11 protein-coding genes are annotated in these 16,889 nt (G+C 52.3%); 8 read left to right on the forward strand and 3 right to left on the reverse strand.

Going from position 1 to position 16,889, the window contains the following annotated elements; genetic code table 11:
• Positions 1-54: 54 nt before the first annotated feature.
• Together AC2215_RS25065 and AC2215_RS25070 are read left to right on the forward strand one after the other, a co-directional pair.
• Positions 55-1,239, forward strand: coding sequence for a glycosyltransferase (locus AC2215_RS25065; RefSeq protein WP_486812752.1), 1,185 nt, complete (start codon positions 55-57; stop codon positions 1,237-1,239).
• A 108-nt stretch (positions 1,240-1,347) separates the two neighbouring features.
• A complete protein-coding gene (locus tag AC2215_RS25070; RefSeq protein ID WP_486812753.1) occupies positions 1,348-3,330 on the forward strand; it encodes a glycosyltransferase in 1,983 nt (660 codons plus the stop codon).
• An 81-nt stretch (positions 3,331-3,411) separates the two neighbouring features.
• Here AC2215_RS25070 and AC2215_RS25075 read toward each other — a convergent pair whose 3' ends face one another.
• Together AC2215_RS25075 and AC2215_RS25080 are read right to left on the reverse strand one after the other, a co-directional pair.
• A complete protein-coding gene (locus AC2215_RS25075) occupies positions 3,412-6,717 on the reverse strand; it encodes an efflux RND transporter permease subunit (RefSeq protein WP_486812754.1) in 3,306 nt (1,101 codons plus the stop codon).
• Between the two features lie 274 nt (positions 6,718-6,991).
• Positions 6,992-8,461: an efflux RND transporter periplasmic adaptor subunit gene (locus AC2215_RS25080; protein WP_486812755.1), complete on the reverse strand. Its 1,470-nt coding sequence runs from the start codon at positions 8,459-8,461 to the stop codon at positions 6,992-6,994.
• A 779-nt stretch (positions 8,462-9,240) separates the two neighbouring features.
• On the opposite strand from AC2215_RS25080, the gene AC2215_RS25085 reads away from it, so the two are divergent.
• From AC2215_RS25085 to AC2215_RS25100, 4 genes are all read left to right on the forward strand, one after another.
• Positions 9,241-11,031, forward strand: a complete 1,791-nt coding sequence (locus AC2215_RS25085) for a S8 family serine peptidase (RefSeq protein WP_486812756.1) — start codon at positions 9,241-9,243, stop codon at positions 11,029-11,031.
• 328 nt (positions 11,032-11,359) lie between these two features.
• Positions 11,360-11,719 carry a hypothetical protein gene (locus AC2215_RS25090; RefSeq protein ID WP_486812757.1) on the forward strand — a complete coding sequence of 120 codons (360 nt, stop codon included), beginning with the start codon at positions 11,360-11,362 and terminating at the stop codon, positions 11,717-11,719.
• 70 nt (positions 11,720-11,789) lie between these two features.
• Positions 11,790-13,202: an LCP family protein gene (locus AC2215_RS25095; RefSeq protein WP_486812758.1), complete on the forward strand. Its 1,413-nt coding sequence runs from the start codon at positions 11,790-11,792 to the stop codon at positions 13,200-13,202.
• 102 nt (positions 13,203-13,304) lie between these two features.
• A complete protein-coding gene (locus tag AC2215_RS25100; protein ID WP_486812759.1) occupies positions 13,305-13,571 on the forward strand; it encodes a hypothetical protein in 267 nt (88 codons plus the stop codon).
• A 443-nt stretch (positions 13,572-14,014) separates the two neighbouring features.
• Here the strand turns inward: AC2215_RS25100 and ctpA are convergent, their stop codons facing one another.
• On the reverse strand, positions 14,015-15,283 hold the full coding sequence (gene ctpA, locus AC2215_RS25105; RefSeq protein WP_486812760.1) for a carboxyl-terminal processing protease CtpA: 1,269 nt from the start codon (positions 15,281-15,283) through the stop codon (positions 14,015-14,017).
• 247 nt (positions 15,284-15,530) lie between these two features.
• Here ctpA and petB point away from each other — a divergent pair, with 247 nt between their 5' ends.
• Together petB and petD are read left to right on the forward strand one after the other, a co-directional pair.
• Positions 15,531-16,199, forward strand: a complete 669-nt coding sequence (petB, locus tag AC2215_RS25110) for a cytochrome b6 (protein WP_486812761.1) — start codon at positions 15,531-15,533, stop codon at positions 16,197-16,199.
• A gap of 115 nt (positions 16,200-16,314) precedes the next feature.
• A complete protein-coding gene (gene petD / locus AC2215_RS25115; protein WP_486812762.1) occupies positions 16,315-16,797 on the forward strand; it encodes a cytochrome b6-f complex subunit IV in 483 nt (160 codons plus the stop codon).
• The last annotated feature ends 92 nt before the right edge of the window (positions 16,798-16,889 follow it).

Below are 16,889 nucleotides of genomic sequence, written 5' to 3' on the forward strand. Positions count from 1 at the left end.
ATCCCGGTAAACTGAACCCATCGATCGTTCTGTTGCCCGTATTTCACACAGATTTTGAATCCAGAGATTTCATCCCCCAAACCGCCCCAGTCCGTTGTTGTTGAGGGTTGGCGCTTCGTTCCCCACTCCTTCGCCATCGTCAATCAGTTTCAGTTACTTGAGATGTGGCAGCGCCCCGAACTGCAACTGTTTCATCGGGAAATGCCCTACTTCGATCGCAACTGGCAACCAAGGCGGGGATTGCTCGATGCCGATGCCGAACGCACCCTCAGTCAAATCCCAACCCCACTTCCAGAGACCCCAGTCGATGCGGTGTTGCGGGTGTTTATGCCTTACAATCTCAAACCCGCCAATGCCGATCGAACTTGCGTGTTTGCGACGACGGAATGGGGGATCGTCCAGAAACTGATGCTGAATTTGATGGGGGTTCCAGCGTTTTGGGATGCTCACCACGATACCGATACGATAATTATCACCCCCTCCCAATGGTCGCGGCGGGGGTTTCTGCGGAGTGGGGCAAATCCCGATCGGGTTGTCGTGGTTCCCCACGGGGTCGATACTCGAACCTTTTACCCCCTGTCTCCAGAGGAACGAACGGCATTGCGAAAAAAATACGGCATCGATGGCTGTTTCGCGTTTTTGAATATTAGTATCATGACCTGGAATAAGGGGATTCGTCCGTTACTCAAAGCTTTTGCGGCGGTGGTGGAACGCTACCCGGAGGCGCGGCTGATTCTCAAGGGAACGGAGGCACTGCGCAAATCTCGGCAATTTATCGTTGGGGATATGAAAGCGATTTTGACGGAGGCGGAAGCGGCGCGAGTCATTCCCCGGATTGCCTATCTCGGAGACAATCTTTCGGCGCAGGAGATGGCGCAACTTCATCAAATTGCTGATGCCTATGTCTCTCCCTATCTGGCAGAGGGGTTTAATATGCCAGTGTTGGAAGCAGCCGCTTGCGGGTTACCGGTTATTTGCACTCAAGGCGGCCCGACGGATGATTTTACGACATCGGACTTTGCCCTTCATATTAAAAGTAAGTTGGAAATTACCGAAATTGATGGCGAACGTCGCTTTTATTTACATCCCGATTTAGAACACACCATCGAGTTGATGTGTCAGGCGATCGAACAACCAGCATTTCTCGAACGGGCGCGCCAAGCCTCAGTTCGATTTGTGGAAAATGGCTATACTTGGCGGCACATCGTCGATCGATTATTGGCTGTAATGTTGGATTGAGATGGGGAATAGGGGATGGGGAATAGGGAATAGAAAAATCGATTTATTCAATCATGTAAATAAACTAGCGCGAAGCGCTATAAATTGAATTATTCCAATTTTATTAAAATGAAAATAATTGTTGAAGGATGGCGTTTTTTATCACAATCATATGCGATTGTTAATCAGTTTCAACTCTTAGAATTATTACGGCGATCGAATATCGAACTATTCCATCGGGAGATGCGCTATTTATGCGATTGGCAGCCGGTAACGGGATTGCTTTCCCTAGAAGATGAGGAAAATTTACGGCAAATTCGAGAACCCGAATTGGGACAATTTGCCGATGCAGTGTTGCGAATGCAAATGCCCTTCGATTTAACACCAGCTAATGCCAAGAAAACCTGCGTATTTGGCTTGACCGAACACGGCATCGTTCAGAAAGAAATGCTGAATTTGATGAAAGTTCGATCGCTCGATCGAGTTCACGGCGATACCGATACGGTAATTATAACGTCATCGCAATGGTCGAGAGCCGGTTTTATCAATAGCGGTGCAAATCCCGAACGCACCGTTGTCGTACCCTTGGGTTTCGATCCGAAGGTGTGCTACCCCCTCGGACAAGAAGAGCGAATTCACCTGCGCCGAAAGCTGGGATGGGATAATCATTTTATATTTTTAAACGTCAGCGCGATGAACAATCGCAAGGGAATTTGTCCTCTACTGAAAGCATTTGCTGCGGTGGTGGAAAAATATCCCGATTCGCGGCTGATACTCAAAGGTACAGAGTCGCTTTATAGCTCGCAAAAAGCTGTGTTAAAAGCGATGAAGAATACCCTCACCGATCGAGAAATAGAACGTGTCGTTCCGAAACTAGCGTATATCGGTGAAGATTATTCTTTTGCTCAAGTAGCACAGTTATATCAAGCCGCCGATGCTTATGTTTCTCCCTATTTAGCCGAAGGGTTCAATCTACCGGTTCTTGAAGCGATCGCCTGCGGTTTACCGGTAATTTGTACGGCAGGGGGACCGACGGATGATTTTACCCGATCGGACTTTGCATTATCCATTGAAAGTACGAAAGAAACGATGGAAGTGAATGGGGAAGATCGATGGATTTTTAACCCAAATTTAGAGCATTTGGTGGAGTTAATGGGGCAAGTTATCGATGGCGATCGATTCGCTTGCGCCCGAAATCGATCGGGACCGGAATTCGTTCGCAACGGCTATACTTGGTCGCAAGTCGTCGATCGGTTATTGGAAGTACTGGTTCCGGAAACCTCGGTTGAAACTTCCCCAGCGACAACTTCCTCAGTGCCAACTTTTGCTGCGGGAACTCTACAACAAAAAACCCTGAAACAAAAAGTTGCTTCTTTCCCCTTTTGGTATCACAAAATCGAGCTACCTGGCGGCGTCGTAACCCCCGGCGGCTGGCCGACAGAACCAGAAAAATTCGGTATTCCGGCGGATTTGACGGGGAATCGGGTGTTGGATGTCGGGGCATGGGATGGTTTTTGGACGTTTGAAGCTCTGAAACGGGGGGCTTCGGAGGTGGTGGCGATCGATGATTTTTCCGATTATTTGGGACGCTTAGAAGAGGCAGATCGTCGCGCTTGGGATACGTTTGATTGCTGCCGGGAAGCCTTCGGCTACGACGATCGAAGATGCAAGCGGACTGAGATGTCGGTATACGATGTCAGCGAAGCCAAACTGGGACGGTTTGATGTGGTGTTCTGCTTCGGCACCCTGTACCATCTGCGCTATCCCCTCCTGGCGTTGGATCGGTTGGCGGCAATTTGCGACGGGGAAATCTACGTGGAATCGACGATTTTAGATGATTACAGTCCCTATCGCGGCGGTCTGGGGAAGGGGTACGGGGGAGGACAAATGGTGATGGAGTTTTACCCCACCGACGAGTTACACGAGAACGACACCAATTTTTGGTCGCCGACGCTGGCGTGTTTGGGAAAACTGGTGGAAGCGGCCGGATTCGATACGGTGCAGGTTTGGAAACTGAGCGATCGACCGGCACATTTGGGGATGTGTCGGGGGTTTGCCATGGGACGGAAGATGGGGGGATCGGGAAGACGCGGGGATGCGGGGACGCGGTGACGCGGAGAGGGGAGAAATGGGGGAAACGGAAGACAACGAAGCCTTCGAAGCGCTCGTTGCCCCCGATGCTCGCTCGTGACGTTATTTTGCCTCGCCGATGGCTGACGAACCGCCGGCGCCATCAAGTTCTGACTGCATCGGACTTGCGGATGCGGGGAGTGCACTTTCGGGGGTTTTAGGAGTGTGCGTGGGGCGATCGTCCGATCTCGTTGGCGGCGAACTCGGCGGCGGGGAATTACCCGAGAGGTAGCGATCGGCCAAACTCTTGATAATGATATAAAGCACGGGAACCACCAGCAAACTCAACACCGTCGCCACCAGCATTCCCCCAAATACCGCAGTTCCCAACGACCACCGACTGGCCGAACCGGCACCGGATGCCGTCACCAGGGGGAAAAATCCAATCAAGCTGGAAATCGCCGTCATCAAAATCGGACGAAATCGCTGTTGGGCGGCATAAATGGCTGCTTGGGAAATCCCCATCCCTTCTTGGCGCGATTGGTTGGCAAACTCGACAATCAAAATCGCGTTTTTACTGGCCAACCCGATGAGCATCACCAACCCAATTTGACAGTACACGTCGTTGACGACGTTTTGCCCCGGAATCACTAATCCCAGGACGTTGGTGCGCAGCCAAATCGCCGACAGTGCCCCCAAAATCGCCAAGGGGACGGTGAGCAGGATGATGACGGGGTCGATGTAGCTTTCGTACTGTGCGGAAAGGACGAGAAACACCATAATCAGCCCCAAGAGGAAAATAATCGGGGCTTGACCGCCGGAGGAGAGTTCTTCGAGGGCCGTTCCCGTCCACTCGTAACCGAAACCGGGGTCGAGGGTGCGTGCGGCAATCTCCTCCATCGCGGCGATCGCTTGTCCGGAACTGTAACCGGGGGCAGGGTTGCCCTGGAGTTTAATCGATCGAAATAGGTTGTAGTGGGGAATCGTTTGCGGACCGGTGAAGGTGGTGAGTTCGACGAGGTTGCCCAAGGAAACCATATTCCCATTCTCCGATCGCACGTAGAGCGCTCGCAAATCTTCGGGTTTCGATCGAAATTCCCCTTCCGCTTGGGCGTAGACCCGATACTGGCGCTGTCCGAGAACGAAATCGTTGACGTAAGTCGATCCAAGATAGGTTTGTAAGGTGGTAAATATGTCCTCGATGTCGATATCGAGGGCTTTGGCGCGGTTGCGATCGATACTAATTTCGATCTGGGGCGTATTCGCCGTAAATTGAGTAAAAACCCCTTGCAATGCCGGGTGCTGGCTTGCCTCGGCCATCATATTCTGGGCGTTTGCCACTAAGGCAGAAATCGGGTTGCCCCGTCGATCTTGAAGCTGCATCTCAAAACCGCCGAAGTTGCTCAAACCGGGGACAGGGGGTGCGTTCACCGAAAAAATCAGGGCATCGGGAATATTTTCGGCATAGGCTTGGTTGAGTCGTCCGAGAATGGAATAAACCGATTGAGCGTAGTTGGGACGCTCCTCCCAATCTTTGAGGCGGGTAAAGAAAAAGCCCTTATTCGACCCGTTGCCATCGAATCCAAACCCCCCAATGCCGAAGTAGCTTTGGATTTCGGGAATTTGCTCGAATTCTCGGGCGATTTTTTCGAGAACCTCATTGGTGTAATTGAGGGAAACGCCATCGGGGGAGATGGCGATCGTAAAGAAATAGCCTTGGTCTTCTTCGGTGACAAATCCGCTGGGAACTGCTTGGTAGACGAAAACCGTTCCCACTAACGATGCAGCAAAGGCAGCCAATACTAACCATTTAATCCGGGTGAGGAAGCAAATTAACGAGCGGTAGCGATCGCTTATCCAGCCGAAGACTTGGTTAAATAGGTTGAAAAACCAACCCAGGGGCCCGGTTTTTTCTCCCTGACGGCGCAGCAGCAGGGCCGACATACTCGGGGAAAAGGTCAGGGCGTTGAAGGTGGAGAGGACGATGGCAAAGGCAATGGTGAGGGCGAACTGGCGGTAAATCACCCCGGTGGTACCCGGGAAGAAAGCCACGGGAACGAACACCGCCATCAACACCAAGGAGGTGGAAACCACTGCCCCCGACAGCTCGTTCATCGCTTCTAAAGCCGCCACCCGGGGTCTCATCCCGTTTTCGATTTTGGTGGCAATTTCTTCAACCACCACGATGCCGTCATCTACCACCAAACCCGTGGCCAAGACGCAACCGAACAGCGTCAGAGTATTGATTTCAAACCCAAACGCCAGGATGAATGCCATGGTGCCGATGAGGGAGACGGGGATGGCCACGGCGGGAATTAGGGTGGTGCGCCAGTCTTGCAGAAAGATATAGATGACTAAAATCACCAAACCGATGGCTTGAACCAGCGTCCACACCACTTCTCGTAGGGAAGCATCGATAAAAAGAGTCGAATCGAAGGCAATTTCGTATTGCATCCCCGGCGGGAAATTTTCGGCAAGTTCGGCGACTTCGGCTTTGACGGCGGCGGCGACGTTGAGGGCGTTGCTACCGGGCAGTTGCGAGATTCCCAAGCCGACGGTGGGTAGACCGTTAAAGGTGGCCGAGGAGTCATAGTTTTCGGCACCTAACTCCACTCGCCCAACGTCTCTGAGTTGGACGAGGTTGCCATTTTCCCCCACTTTGAGGACGAGTTCCTCAAATTCGGTCGCGGTTTCAAAACGACCCTCGGCACGCAGGGTAATTTCAAACTCTTGACCGGCAGGAGCGGGTTGCTGACCGATTTTTCCAGCCCCCACTTGCAAGTTTTGTTCTTCGAGGGCGTCGACGACATCCTGGGCAGTCAGTTGACGCTGGGCGAGTTTGTTGGGATCGAGCCACAAGCGCATAGCGTATTTGCGCTCGCCGAAGACGGTCAACCGCCCAACTCCAGGGATGCGCTGAATCAGATCGAGAACGAATAAATCCAGGTAGTTACTTAAAAATAGATCGTCGTACTCGCCGTTTTCCGCAAAAAAGGCAATCCCGAGCAAAATATCCGGGGAAGACAGACGAGTGGTGACTCCCGTTTGGCGAACCTCTGCTGGGAGTTGAGGTTCGGCGATCGCCACTCGGTTCTGAACGTTCACCTGGGCGATATTGCGATCGACATCTACGGGGAACGACACCTGGATGTTCGTCACCCCATCGTTACTGGTGTTGGAGGACATATACCGCATATCCTCCACGCCGTTAATTTCCCGCTCGATAATGGTGGTGACGGTATTTTCGGCGGTTTGCGCGTCCGCCCCGATGTAACTGGAGGTGACTTCGACCTGAGTGGGGGCAATTTGCGGCAGTTGGGCGATCGGTAAAATCGGGATCGCGATCGCCCCGACGAGAACGATGATGATACTGCACACCGTGGTCAGAACGGGGCGGCGGATGAAAGGATCGGCGATGCTGAAAAGCATGATTCAAGGGGATTTGAGAAGAGACCTGTAGGGGCAAAGCATTTGGGCAATAAATTATGCGAAAAACGAAATCTGACATATCCAAATGCTTCGCCCTTCTTGGGAGGATTTTGGAACTGGGGAAGCTGGGGAAGCTTTGGGGGCAACGAGCGCTTGGGAGGCTTGGGAGGCTTTGGAGGCAACGAGCGCTTGGGAGGCAAAATTCTCCCTTGTCCCCTTGTCCCCTTGTCCCCTTGTCCCCTTGTCTCCCCCTCTCCCGAAGCTCCCATCACATCTAAGATTCCGGTTCGGGGTTCGATCGAGCGGCACTATCCTCGTCGGCGCGAATCACCACGGGGGTGTTATTCGAGAGTTTTTGTACTCCCGAGGAGACGATGCGATCGCCGACATCTACACCGGACACCACTTCGTAGCTTTGGTCTTGGAGCGATCCCAATTTAACGGGAACTTGAGAAACCAATAAAGAGGGTTCCTCGGAGCGATCGCTTTCTGATGCTTCGGACTCTCCATTGACGACGAATACGAAGGCTTGATCGCCAATGCGCGTCACGGAGGCAAAGGGCACGGTGAGACCTTCTTCTTCCTCCCAAATCACCCGCGCCCGCACCAATTCGTCCGTACGCAGTTCGCCTAAGCTATTGCCGTAGAGGGCTTTCACCTGGACGGTTTGGGTGTCGGAGTTTGCTTCCGGAGCGACGAAGGAGACTTGACTGATGCCCACGGATTCTCCATTCGGATAGAGCAGTTCGACGGTCATGCCCTGGCGGATGCGAGATGCGGCTTCGATGGGTACCTCGATGAGGACTTCCAGGGGTTGGTTTTGGTTAACGGTGGTGAGATCCGTTTGGGGGGTAACGTAATCCCCCGCTTTAGTGGGAACGTCGCCGATAACGCCGTCGAAGGGGGCGCGAACGTTGTAGTATCCCAGCTCTACCGCCCCCTCTTGGACTTCGGCTTCTGCCTGCTGGATTTGTTCGTCGATGGTGACGACGTTGAGGGCTGCCGCGGCGATTAACTCGTTTTGGGTGGCGATTTGGGCGTCGAGGGTGGCTTGGCGGCGATCGAGATCTCGCTCGGCCGCACCGACCGCAGCGATGGCCGAGCGTACTTCATCTTCTTGGTTGGCGACATCGGCTTCGGCTTGTTGTAGGTCTCGCACTGCTGCGTCGTAGCGTTCCCGCGCCACAGCTCCCCCATCGGCGAGTTCGCGGTATCGTTTCTCTTCTTTGCGGCTGTATTCAAGCACGGCTTGCCGTCGTTGGAGTTCGGCTCGTTCGGCGGCCACTTGGGCGCGAGCGTCGCTCAGGAGGGAGCCTTCGGAAAGATTGGCTTGCTCGGCTCGGATGCGGTCTAGCTCTCGTTCTTCGGCTCTGAGGTTAGCGACGGCATTGGCCCGACCTGCCTCGGTCACTCGAACGGCAGCTTCCCGAGAGCGGACGATCGCCGCTTGCTGCGCCGGATCGATGGCAAACAGCGGATCGCCTCGGACGACGAAATCTCCCAGATCGACGAAAACTTGACTCACCTGACCGCTAACCTGGGGACGGATCTGGGCAACTTGCTCGGCGCGCAAACGGGCGTTGAAGGTATCGCTGCTCTCGACGCGATCGAAGCTTACCCGCGTCACTTCCACTGGCACCGGAGGTGGAGCGGCGGCTTGCGGCTCTCCCCCACATCCACTTAAAAATACCAGGACGATCGATGAAGCAGCTGCTGGAAGCGGTGGAGAATTCTGAGCAAACATGAGCTGTGACGGGATGATTCCATCGGGATCTATATGGCAGCATTTTAACGAAATTGGTCGCTCGGGTAAAGTGATATCCGAAGATTTTAGATCTATTTTTTTAGCCGAGAAGGATAGATTATCTGACCGCGATCGATATTTTTATTTTTTAAAAATTAAGAAACTATTAAAAAATAAATTTTACGATCTTAATTAGAATAATTTAAAAATTTTAATGATATGTTCGAGCAACTGCAGTATTCCTGTTTTTTCCTAATTAAAGGGCGTTTTAGAATCTATTTTAAGATATGCGCAAGAAAAATAAGAGAGCCTAATTATCTTAAATTTTTTGTATAAAAATAATTTAATTTATTTCTTTTTGATAAATTTATAATTTTTTATTCCGGGTTCTAAAATCTAAAAAAATGTTCGATCTCATCCCCTCTCTAAAAAATGTATTTTTCTGGTGGAGGGGGGAACAACAAACAAAATTTTTCTTTAGGCACTTAAAAGTTTAATACATACTATTTGGTGCGTTAGCAGATGCGGTCTTCGCGAAAGACCGACAATGAAACCGCGACATCGGTCACAAACCCAAGTTGGCAAACTCCAGAGCTGCGTGGCACAATTTGAGGGTGAAGTCGAGTTAAATCGACCGAATCCGTTTTCTACTCGGGATTTTGGAACGATCGATCCTCCATCGCCCAGGCGCTCGAAACAATCGCAAAAGCGCCAGACCCGTTGCCAACTTGTAGGACTTCGGTGAAAAGAACGACCTCGGGTTCTCCTCGAATCTCAAGATGAACTCACCTTTGGGAACATCGGCGATCGACCTTTCACCTCATCCTAAGCTCGCGGCAACCAACCCCGTCGATGGCAACCGGGAAATCGAGGGAGCGGCTCGATCGCAACTTCCCAACCCAAATAGAAGGCGATCGGTTGGCGACTCGATCGTTGCGACCGTTGAGATTGGAGTCACTCCATTGATCGAGCCCAAGACTGCGAAACAATTGCTCTCTATTGCCGGTATCCTCGGGTTATCTTGCTTGGGATGGCACGGTATCGCCCGAGCCATCTCCGTTGGAGAAGCGGGAATTGACGCTCGCCGACTGCACGACCCCCCCTACAATCTCAGAGGTCGAAAAATCGCCATCGGTCAAGTGGAAATCGGCAGACCCGCTCAATTCGGTCTCGACAAATATACGCTTCCTGTTGGCGGCACGGCACCAGCTGGCGTGTTTTTTCGTAATGCTCCCGCCCAGAGCGATACGAACCTCGACGGTCACGCTCAAAGCGTCGCCGGGGTGATGGTCAGCTCGGCCAAAGCCGTACCGGGCGTCGCCCCCGAAGCGCGACTCTACTCCGCTGGGGCCGCCCTGGGCATGGGAATGAACCGCCAAGAACAGGAGTGTTTGACGACCCAGCACGTTGCCGAACAAAACGGTAACGACGTGCGCGCCATTAACTTCAGCTTTGGCGAACCCCTCTATCTCGATCCCCGACCGGACGCCCAACTCGATGGCAACGCGCTACTCACCCTCTGCGTCGATTGGTCGGCATCAGCCCACAACGTTCTCTACGCGATTGCCGGCAATCAAGGCAGCGGCGGCATTCCCATCCCTACCGATAACTTCAACGGCATTAACGTTGCCTTCTCCCGCGAGGAAGAGGGGGTTTTTCGCCAGGTGGATGTCTCGAATTTGGGCAGCGTCTTTACTGGGGTTGAAAGTCGGCTGGTGGGTTTAGAAACCAACGTAGACGGTCGGCGATTGGTGAATATCCTCGCCCCCGGTCGGAATGTCAATTTAATCGATCGCGAAGGCACGGTTTCTCAAAATACCGGTACGAGTTTTGCCTCCCCCCACGTTGCCGCAACGGTGGCCCTTCTGCAAGAATACGGCGATCGCCAGCTTAGCAGCCGCCAACCCCACTGGAGTTTGGACGCGCGCCGTCACGAGGTGATGAAAGCCGTGATGCTCAACTCTGCTGAGAAAGTAGCCGACAGTGGCGACGGCTTGCTCCAAGGGATGACCCGGACGATTAGCGATAAGCAAAGCAGCGATTGGTTTGCCTCCGATGCCCACAACGATCGCGTCATTCCCTTCCACGGGGATATGGGTACCGGACATCTCAATGCCTATCGCGCCTACGAACAATTCAGCCCCGGTCAGTGGAAATCCAGTTCTCCCGTTCCGCCCATCGGTTGGAATTACGATCGCATCACCGTAGGAGAATCTCGAGAGTACATTTTAGAAAAACCCTTACAGGCTGGAAGTCACGTCGCCCTCACCTTAAGCTGGAATCGGGTAGTGGAACTCAATGACACCAATGGCAACGATCGCTACGATGAAGGAGAAACTTTTCTCGATCGGGGCTTGAACGACCTTAACGTCTATCTCATGCCCTTGGAAGAAAACGACCCAGCCAACAGTATCTGGTCTTCTGAATCCGAGGTGGATAGTACCGAACATGTCTTCCATGCCGTCCCCGAAACCGGACGCTATAAAATCCGCGTCGAATACAACCGGCAGGCGAACGATGACACTCAACCCTATGCCCTTGCGTGGTGGACGGTTCCAGCTCGGGATTAAAAGCATCGGGGACATGGGCAGCATCGGGAGCTTCGGAGGATAATTAACCGTACATCGTGGGAGCATCTTGCTCCCGTTTCTCCCCTTACAAGTGTAGGTTTTTTAGATTCCGGTGGATGTGAGCAGGCAATCGCGATGGAAGCAGGGGAAGCGGTCGGACCCCGCGTCGACCGAAGGGGGGAGAGCAAGCCCTTGAAATCTCGTTCCATTCCAATGCTCGATTCTCCTGCATGAGACGCGCGCGCGAACGCATCGATTCTAAAAAGCATTCCTTTGAAAGCCGTTTCCCCGCCAGCGTCCCCAGTACCCGTTTCTCCCTTTTACGATCGTGAACAACCTACCCCCCGAACGTCGAGATGATTTCCAACGCCTCGAAGTGTTTATCTACCTGATTCCCGTCTTTGGTTTCCTCCCAGCCTGGTGGACGCTATATCGAGGGCAAGGCTCCCCAGCGAAGAAATCAGCGAGTCGGTTGGTTGTTACCCTAGCGTTAATTTGGCTTTCAGGGTACATTTTGTTAGGAATGAGCGCTCGAAGTTCGGAATTGCCCGTACTCCCGTTGGAGATAGCTAATAGCCTGTGGACGACCACCTATTTTTTAATGAATTTCGGCTTGATGGTGCGTTTGTGGAGACGAAAACCCCTGGGGCTACCGGGAATCGAAAAAATCGGCAAACGCCTGCCTTGACAAGGTATTGCGTTCGGTGTTCAGAGGGTCATCTCTAAGTACCCAACAATAATTGAGTGTGAGGAATCCAGTGCCAGTTCAGAATCGTGTCAATCCAACCCAAACTTCATCCACGAAGGAGCGATCGACTCCCAAAAAACCGGCGAAATCGGGTGTGGGAAATTGGCTGTGGTTGGGAGCGGGATTAGCTGGAGTGGCAATGCTTTCGGCAACGGCCGGGGCGTTGCTTGCGTTTTCCCTCTCCAGTACGCCGCTGATGCAATCGAAACTCTCGGCAGAAGAGTTAGAAGTCTTTAGTTCCGAGGATTTGGCGCGGATGAACATGCGTCTGCCGGAACTGACCCGACCGGTCAATATTTTAGTTCTGGGGACGAAAGTCATTACCTCAGATGTGGATTTACCAGCGACGGAGTCGGGTTACGAACCGTTGGTAAATTCTCTCGACGGGTTGTCCGATAGTATGCTGATGGTGCGTTTCGATCCCAAGGACGGTAAGTTGAGCTTGCTCTCGATTCCGCGCGATACCTACAGCTGGATCGAAGGGGTTGGGGAAACGAAAATTAACGAAGCCAATCGTGCTGGAGGACCGGCATTAAGTGCCAAATCCGTGAGCGAACTTCTGGGTGGAGTGGGGATCGATCGCTACGTCCGCATTAACGTTCAGGGAATTGAAAAGTTGGTGGATGCCCTGGGGGGGATTTCCGTCTACATTCCCAAGGATATGAAGTATACGGATAACACCCAGCATTTGTATATCGATTTGAAAAAGGGAGAACAACACCTCAACGGGGAAGAGGCGCTCCAGTTTCTCCGGTTCCGCTACGATACCTGGGGAGATATCGGTCGCATCCAACGCCAGCAAATGCTAATGCGAGCGACGATCGAACAAGCACTCAATCCAGCCACCCTGGTGCGGATGCCGCAAATTCTCTCCGTGATTCAAGATCACATCGATACCAATCTCAGCGTTGAGGAATTGGTCGCACTGGTGGGTTTTGCCTCGAATATGACACGGGAGAATACCCAAATGATGATGTTGCCCGGAGAGTTTAATATCCCGGCATCTCCAGCACATCCGAGCTACTGGCTTCCCAACTACGGGGCGATCGATGAAATGATGGCCGCCCACTTCGATCGCGGTTACCAATCAGAACGGGCGCTGGCGATCGATCCGGCTTATTTGCGCATTGCCATTCAAGATACCACCGAACGAGTGAGAGCCGTCGATGCCCTGATCGAGAAGCTCAGCGACGGTGGATATGCGAATATCTACGAAGATCGCGCTTCAATTCAACCCTTGCAAGAGACTCGCATTATCGCTCAGTCGGGGGATTCGAAGAGTGCCGAACGGCTGCGTCGCCTGCTGGGGTTTGGAGAAGTGCGCATCGATAGTACCGGGGCGATCGAATCGGATATTACCATCCAAATCGGGCAAGATTGGTTAGAGCGTCAGGAGTCTTATCTGCCTCCGGATTTGTGGTAACGCAATATTACAGATTTTTAAAAAGCGTGTCTTCGAGGTCTCAAGTCGATCGATTTGAGACCTATTCAGCTTACGCTAGCAGTAGCACGAGCGAGTCCATCGATGACACACTGTCTGGGGGATACCGTGAACATGCCGACGATCGTCTTTGCGAGTCTGATTACCGCCATTCTCGGTGCGGGGTTGGGCGTAGCAGCAGCCGAAATTGCTCGCACCGATTACTACACCCACACCCACATGAAATACGCAATTGTCGGGGCGATTGCCGGTTTGACGGTTGGTGCGGCTCAAGAATGCGTGCGAGAGCTGAAAGTGCAAGCTGACCTTGAAGAAGCTCAACACGCGAGTTTCCTCGATCGGGAATTATAGAGTTATTGGGCAAGAGAAATTGACACGACTTGGAAGGTTAGGCGATCGCCTCTTCGACATTTCAGGGATTCTGGGTGATTGAGTAGCTAAAGGGCAATCGCTAAAACTTAGGTACAGCAATCTTTTCACAAATAACCTTCCAAGTCGTCAAATTAAAATCGTTGAAACGCTGATTGGCCGTGGATTTGAAGAATTTTCCGCTCGAAACGCTAACAGCCTGCCCTCCGAAAGGGTTTCAAGGATTTTCGGGCCGATTGCCCAAGAACTCTTATCGTTAACGTGAGGCGCGAGTTCCGGATGTTCCAGTGCAGTTGAGGTCATCTAGGTCGGGGTTAGATGTCGGAATCGCTACCTAAATGCAGGGAGAATCCGCTCTGGTTGAGGGTGACTTGAAGCCCCACAACCGGTCACCCCACACGCAATCCCAACCGGCGATGACCGGACTAATTCTTTGCCGCAGCCCGCAAGTTCGTCGTACTCGCCACTAAACCTTGACCGCTTAACAAATCGATCGCCTTTTGGTAAGACTTATCCGCTGGAGTTGCGACGATATCTCGCGTCAGTGCCTCTTGCTTGACGAGAAAGTCCGGGGTAATACCTAACTTGTTGATATCCGTATGATTTGGGGTTTCGTAGCGAGCGACGGTGACAGCAAGTCCGGCATCGTCGGAGAGGTCGAATAGGGATTGAATCAGCCCTTTGCCAAAGGTGCGAGCGCCCACTAAGGTGGCTCGTTCGTTATCTTGCAGGGCACCGGCGAGAATTTCACTGGCGCTGGCGGTTCCTTGATTGACTAACACCACTAAGGGATCTTTTGTCAGAGCGGTGTCAGCCGCTTCAAAGCTACCTAAAATTGCCTGCCGGTTGACAGTATAGACGATGGTGCTGTCTTCGAGCCACAGGCGAGCGATTTCAATCCCGGCTTGCAGCAATCCTCCCGGATTGTTCCGCAGATCGAGAATGTAGGCATCGGCCCCCCGTGCTTCTAAATCTGCCAGGGCATGGGTCATTTCGGTCGTGGCATTAGCGCTAAACTGAGTGAGGCGAATGTAACCCACCTGTCGATCGGTTCGATCGTCGAGGGGTCGCAGGTCCGCATAGACAGGGTTGATGGCGATTCGATCGCGGACGATATCGAGATCTTCAATCTTTCGATCGGTGTGTCGCTGCACTCGCAAAATCACGTGAGAACCGATCGGTCCCCTCATGCGATTGGCTGCTTCTTCGAGAGACAGTTGCGTTGTCGGCACGCCATCGATATTCAAAATCAAATCGTTGGGTTGAATGCCGGCAAACTCCGCTGGGGTGCCGGCAATGGGAGCGATCGCTTCAATGGCTTTCGTTTCGGGATCGATGGCGATTTGCAGTCCCACACCGGTCAGTTCGCCTGAGGTACTGACTTGCAGGGTTTTGTATTGCTGCGGTCTGAGGAGGCGGGTAAAGGGATCGTCGAGACGGGCCAACATATCTTCGATCGTGTCGTAGGCTTGTTGCCGATCGCTCATGCGCCGTTTGAGGGCTTGCTGGCGCACTCGCCACCAGTTTTGATGGTTGAAGGTATCGTCTACGTAGGAACGGTTGACAATGCGCCACACTTCTGAAACTAGTTTTTGCTCCTCGGTCAGGGCAAGAGCGGGGTAACTCCACCAAAACGCGCCGACTACAACTTGTAGCACGACAATGAGTCCAACCCAGAAAGCTCGTTGACGCATAATAACAACCTTAATTCAAGAGTATCGATCGATGGCTTGTGTATAGTGTGCCAGAGCGATGTAAAATTTGCCCAGGTAAATTTATCTCACCGGAGTTTCTCAGATTTCCCTGGAGGGTAGAAAACTGCCTCGAACCCATAACGCACGAGATTTTTGGCAGCTTCGGAGGAGATTGCCAAAACCAATTAGGTTAGAGCCTGTCAAGTTGTGTTACATTTTCTATAGCAAGATTCACGATCTACTGTAAATGTTTTCCAAACAGGTAACTGATTCAAAAGTCTACCAGTGGTTTGAGGAACGTCTGGAAATTCAGGCAATTGCCGACGATATCACGACGAAGTACGTTCCGCCTCACGTTAACATATTCTACTGCTTAGGTGGAGTAACGTTGGTGTGCTTCCTCATCCAGTTCGCCACTGGATTTGCCATGACGTTTTATTACAAACCCACGGTTACCGAAGCCTTTACCTCCGTACAATACTTAATGACGGATGTGAATTTCGGTTGGCTGATCCGCTCGATCCATCGCTGGTCTGCCAGCATGATGGTGTTGATGATGATTCTGCACGTTTTCCGGGTTTACCTCACCGGTGGCTTCAAAAAGCCCCGCGAGCTAACCTGGGTCACCGGAGTTGTCTTGGCAACGATTACCGTTTCTTTCGGGGTCACCGGCTACTCTTTGCCTTGGGACCAAGTGGGATACTGGGCTGTCAAAATTGTGAGCGGCGTCCCTGAAGCCATTCCCGTTGTGGGTGGGCTGATGGTTGAAGCCATTCGGGGTGGAACGAGCGTTGGTCAAGCGACCCTCACTCGATTCTACAGCCTTCACACTTTCGTGTTGCCGTGGTTAATTGCCGTTTTCATGCTGCTGCACTTCCTCATGATTCGCAAGCAGGGCATCTCCGGTCCGTTGTAAATTGATTGAACTCGATATGGGACATCCCATCACTGGGAAAATACCAAAATATCAAATTACAATTTTAGAGACTACACCGCCAATACGCTCTTAATTCAGGAGAACGCGAATAACGATGTCCACCTTGAAAAAGCCGGATCTGAGCGATCCGAATCTTAGAGCTAAGCTTGCCAAAGGCATGGGCCATAACTATTATGGCGAACCTGCTTGGCCCAACGACCTCTTGTATGTTTTCCCCGTTGTGATTCTGGGAACCATCGCTTGCGTGGTTGGCTTAGCCGTACTCGATCCTGCCATGGTTGGAGAACCTTCCAACCCCTTTGCAACGCCTCTGGAAATTTTGCCAGAGTGGTACTTATACCCTTCATTCCAACTTTTGCGCACCCTTCCGAACAAGTTGCTCGGAATTGCGATTACCTCGGCGATTCCTCTGGGTCTGATGCTGGTTCCGTTTATTGAAAGCGTGAACAAGTTCCAGAATCCGTTCCGCCGTCCGGTTGCCACCGCCGTGTTTATCTTCGGAACCCTCGCCACTCTTTGGCTGGGAATCGGTGCGACCTTCCCCTTGGATGAGTCTTTAACCTTAGGCTTGTTCTAAATTTCGATCGCTCCACATCGAGCTAAATCGACTTTGTCAACGTCTTTTCTGGTTAGAAAGCCCCGCAAATGTGAGGTTTGACAAGCTAGAAG

The organism is Zarconia sp., from assembly GCF_057467645.1.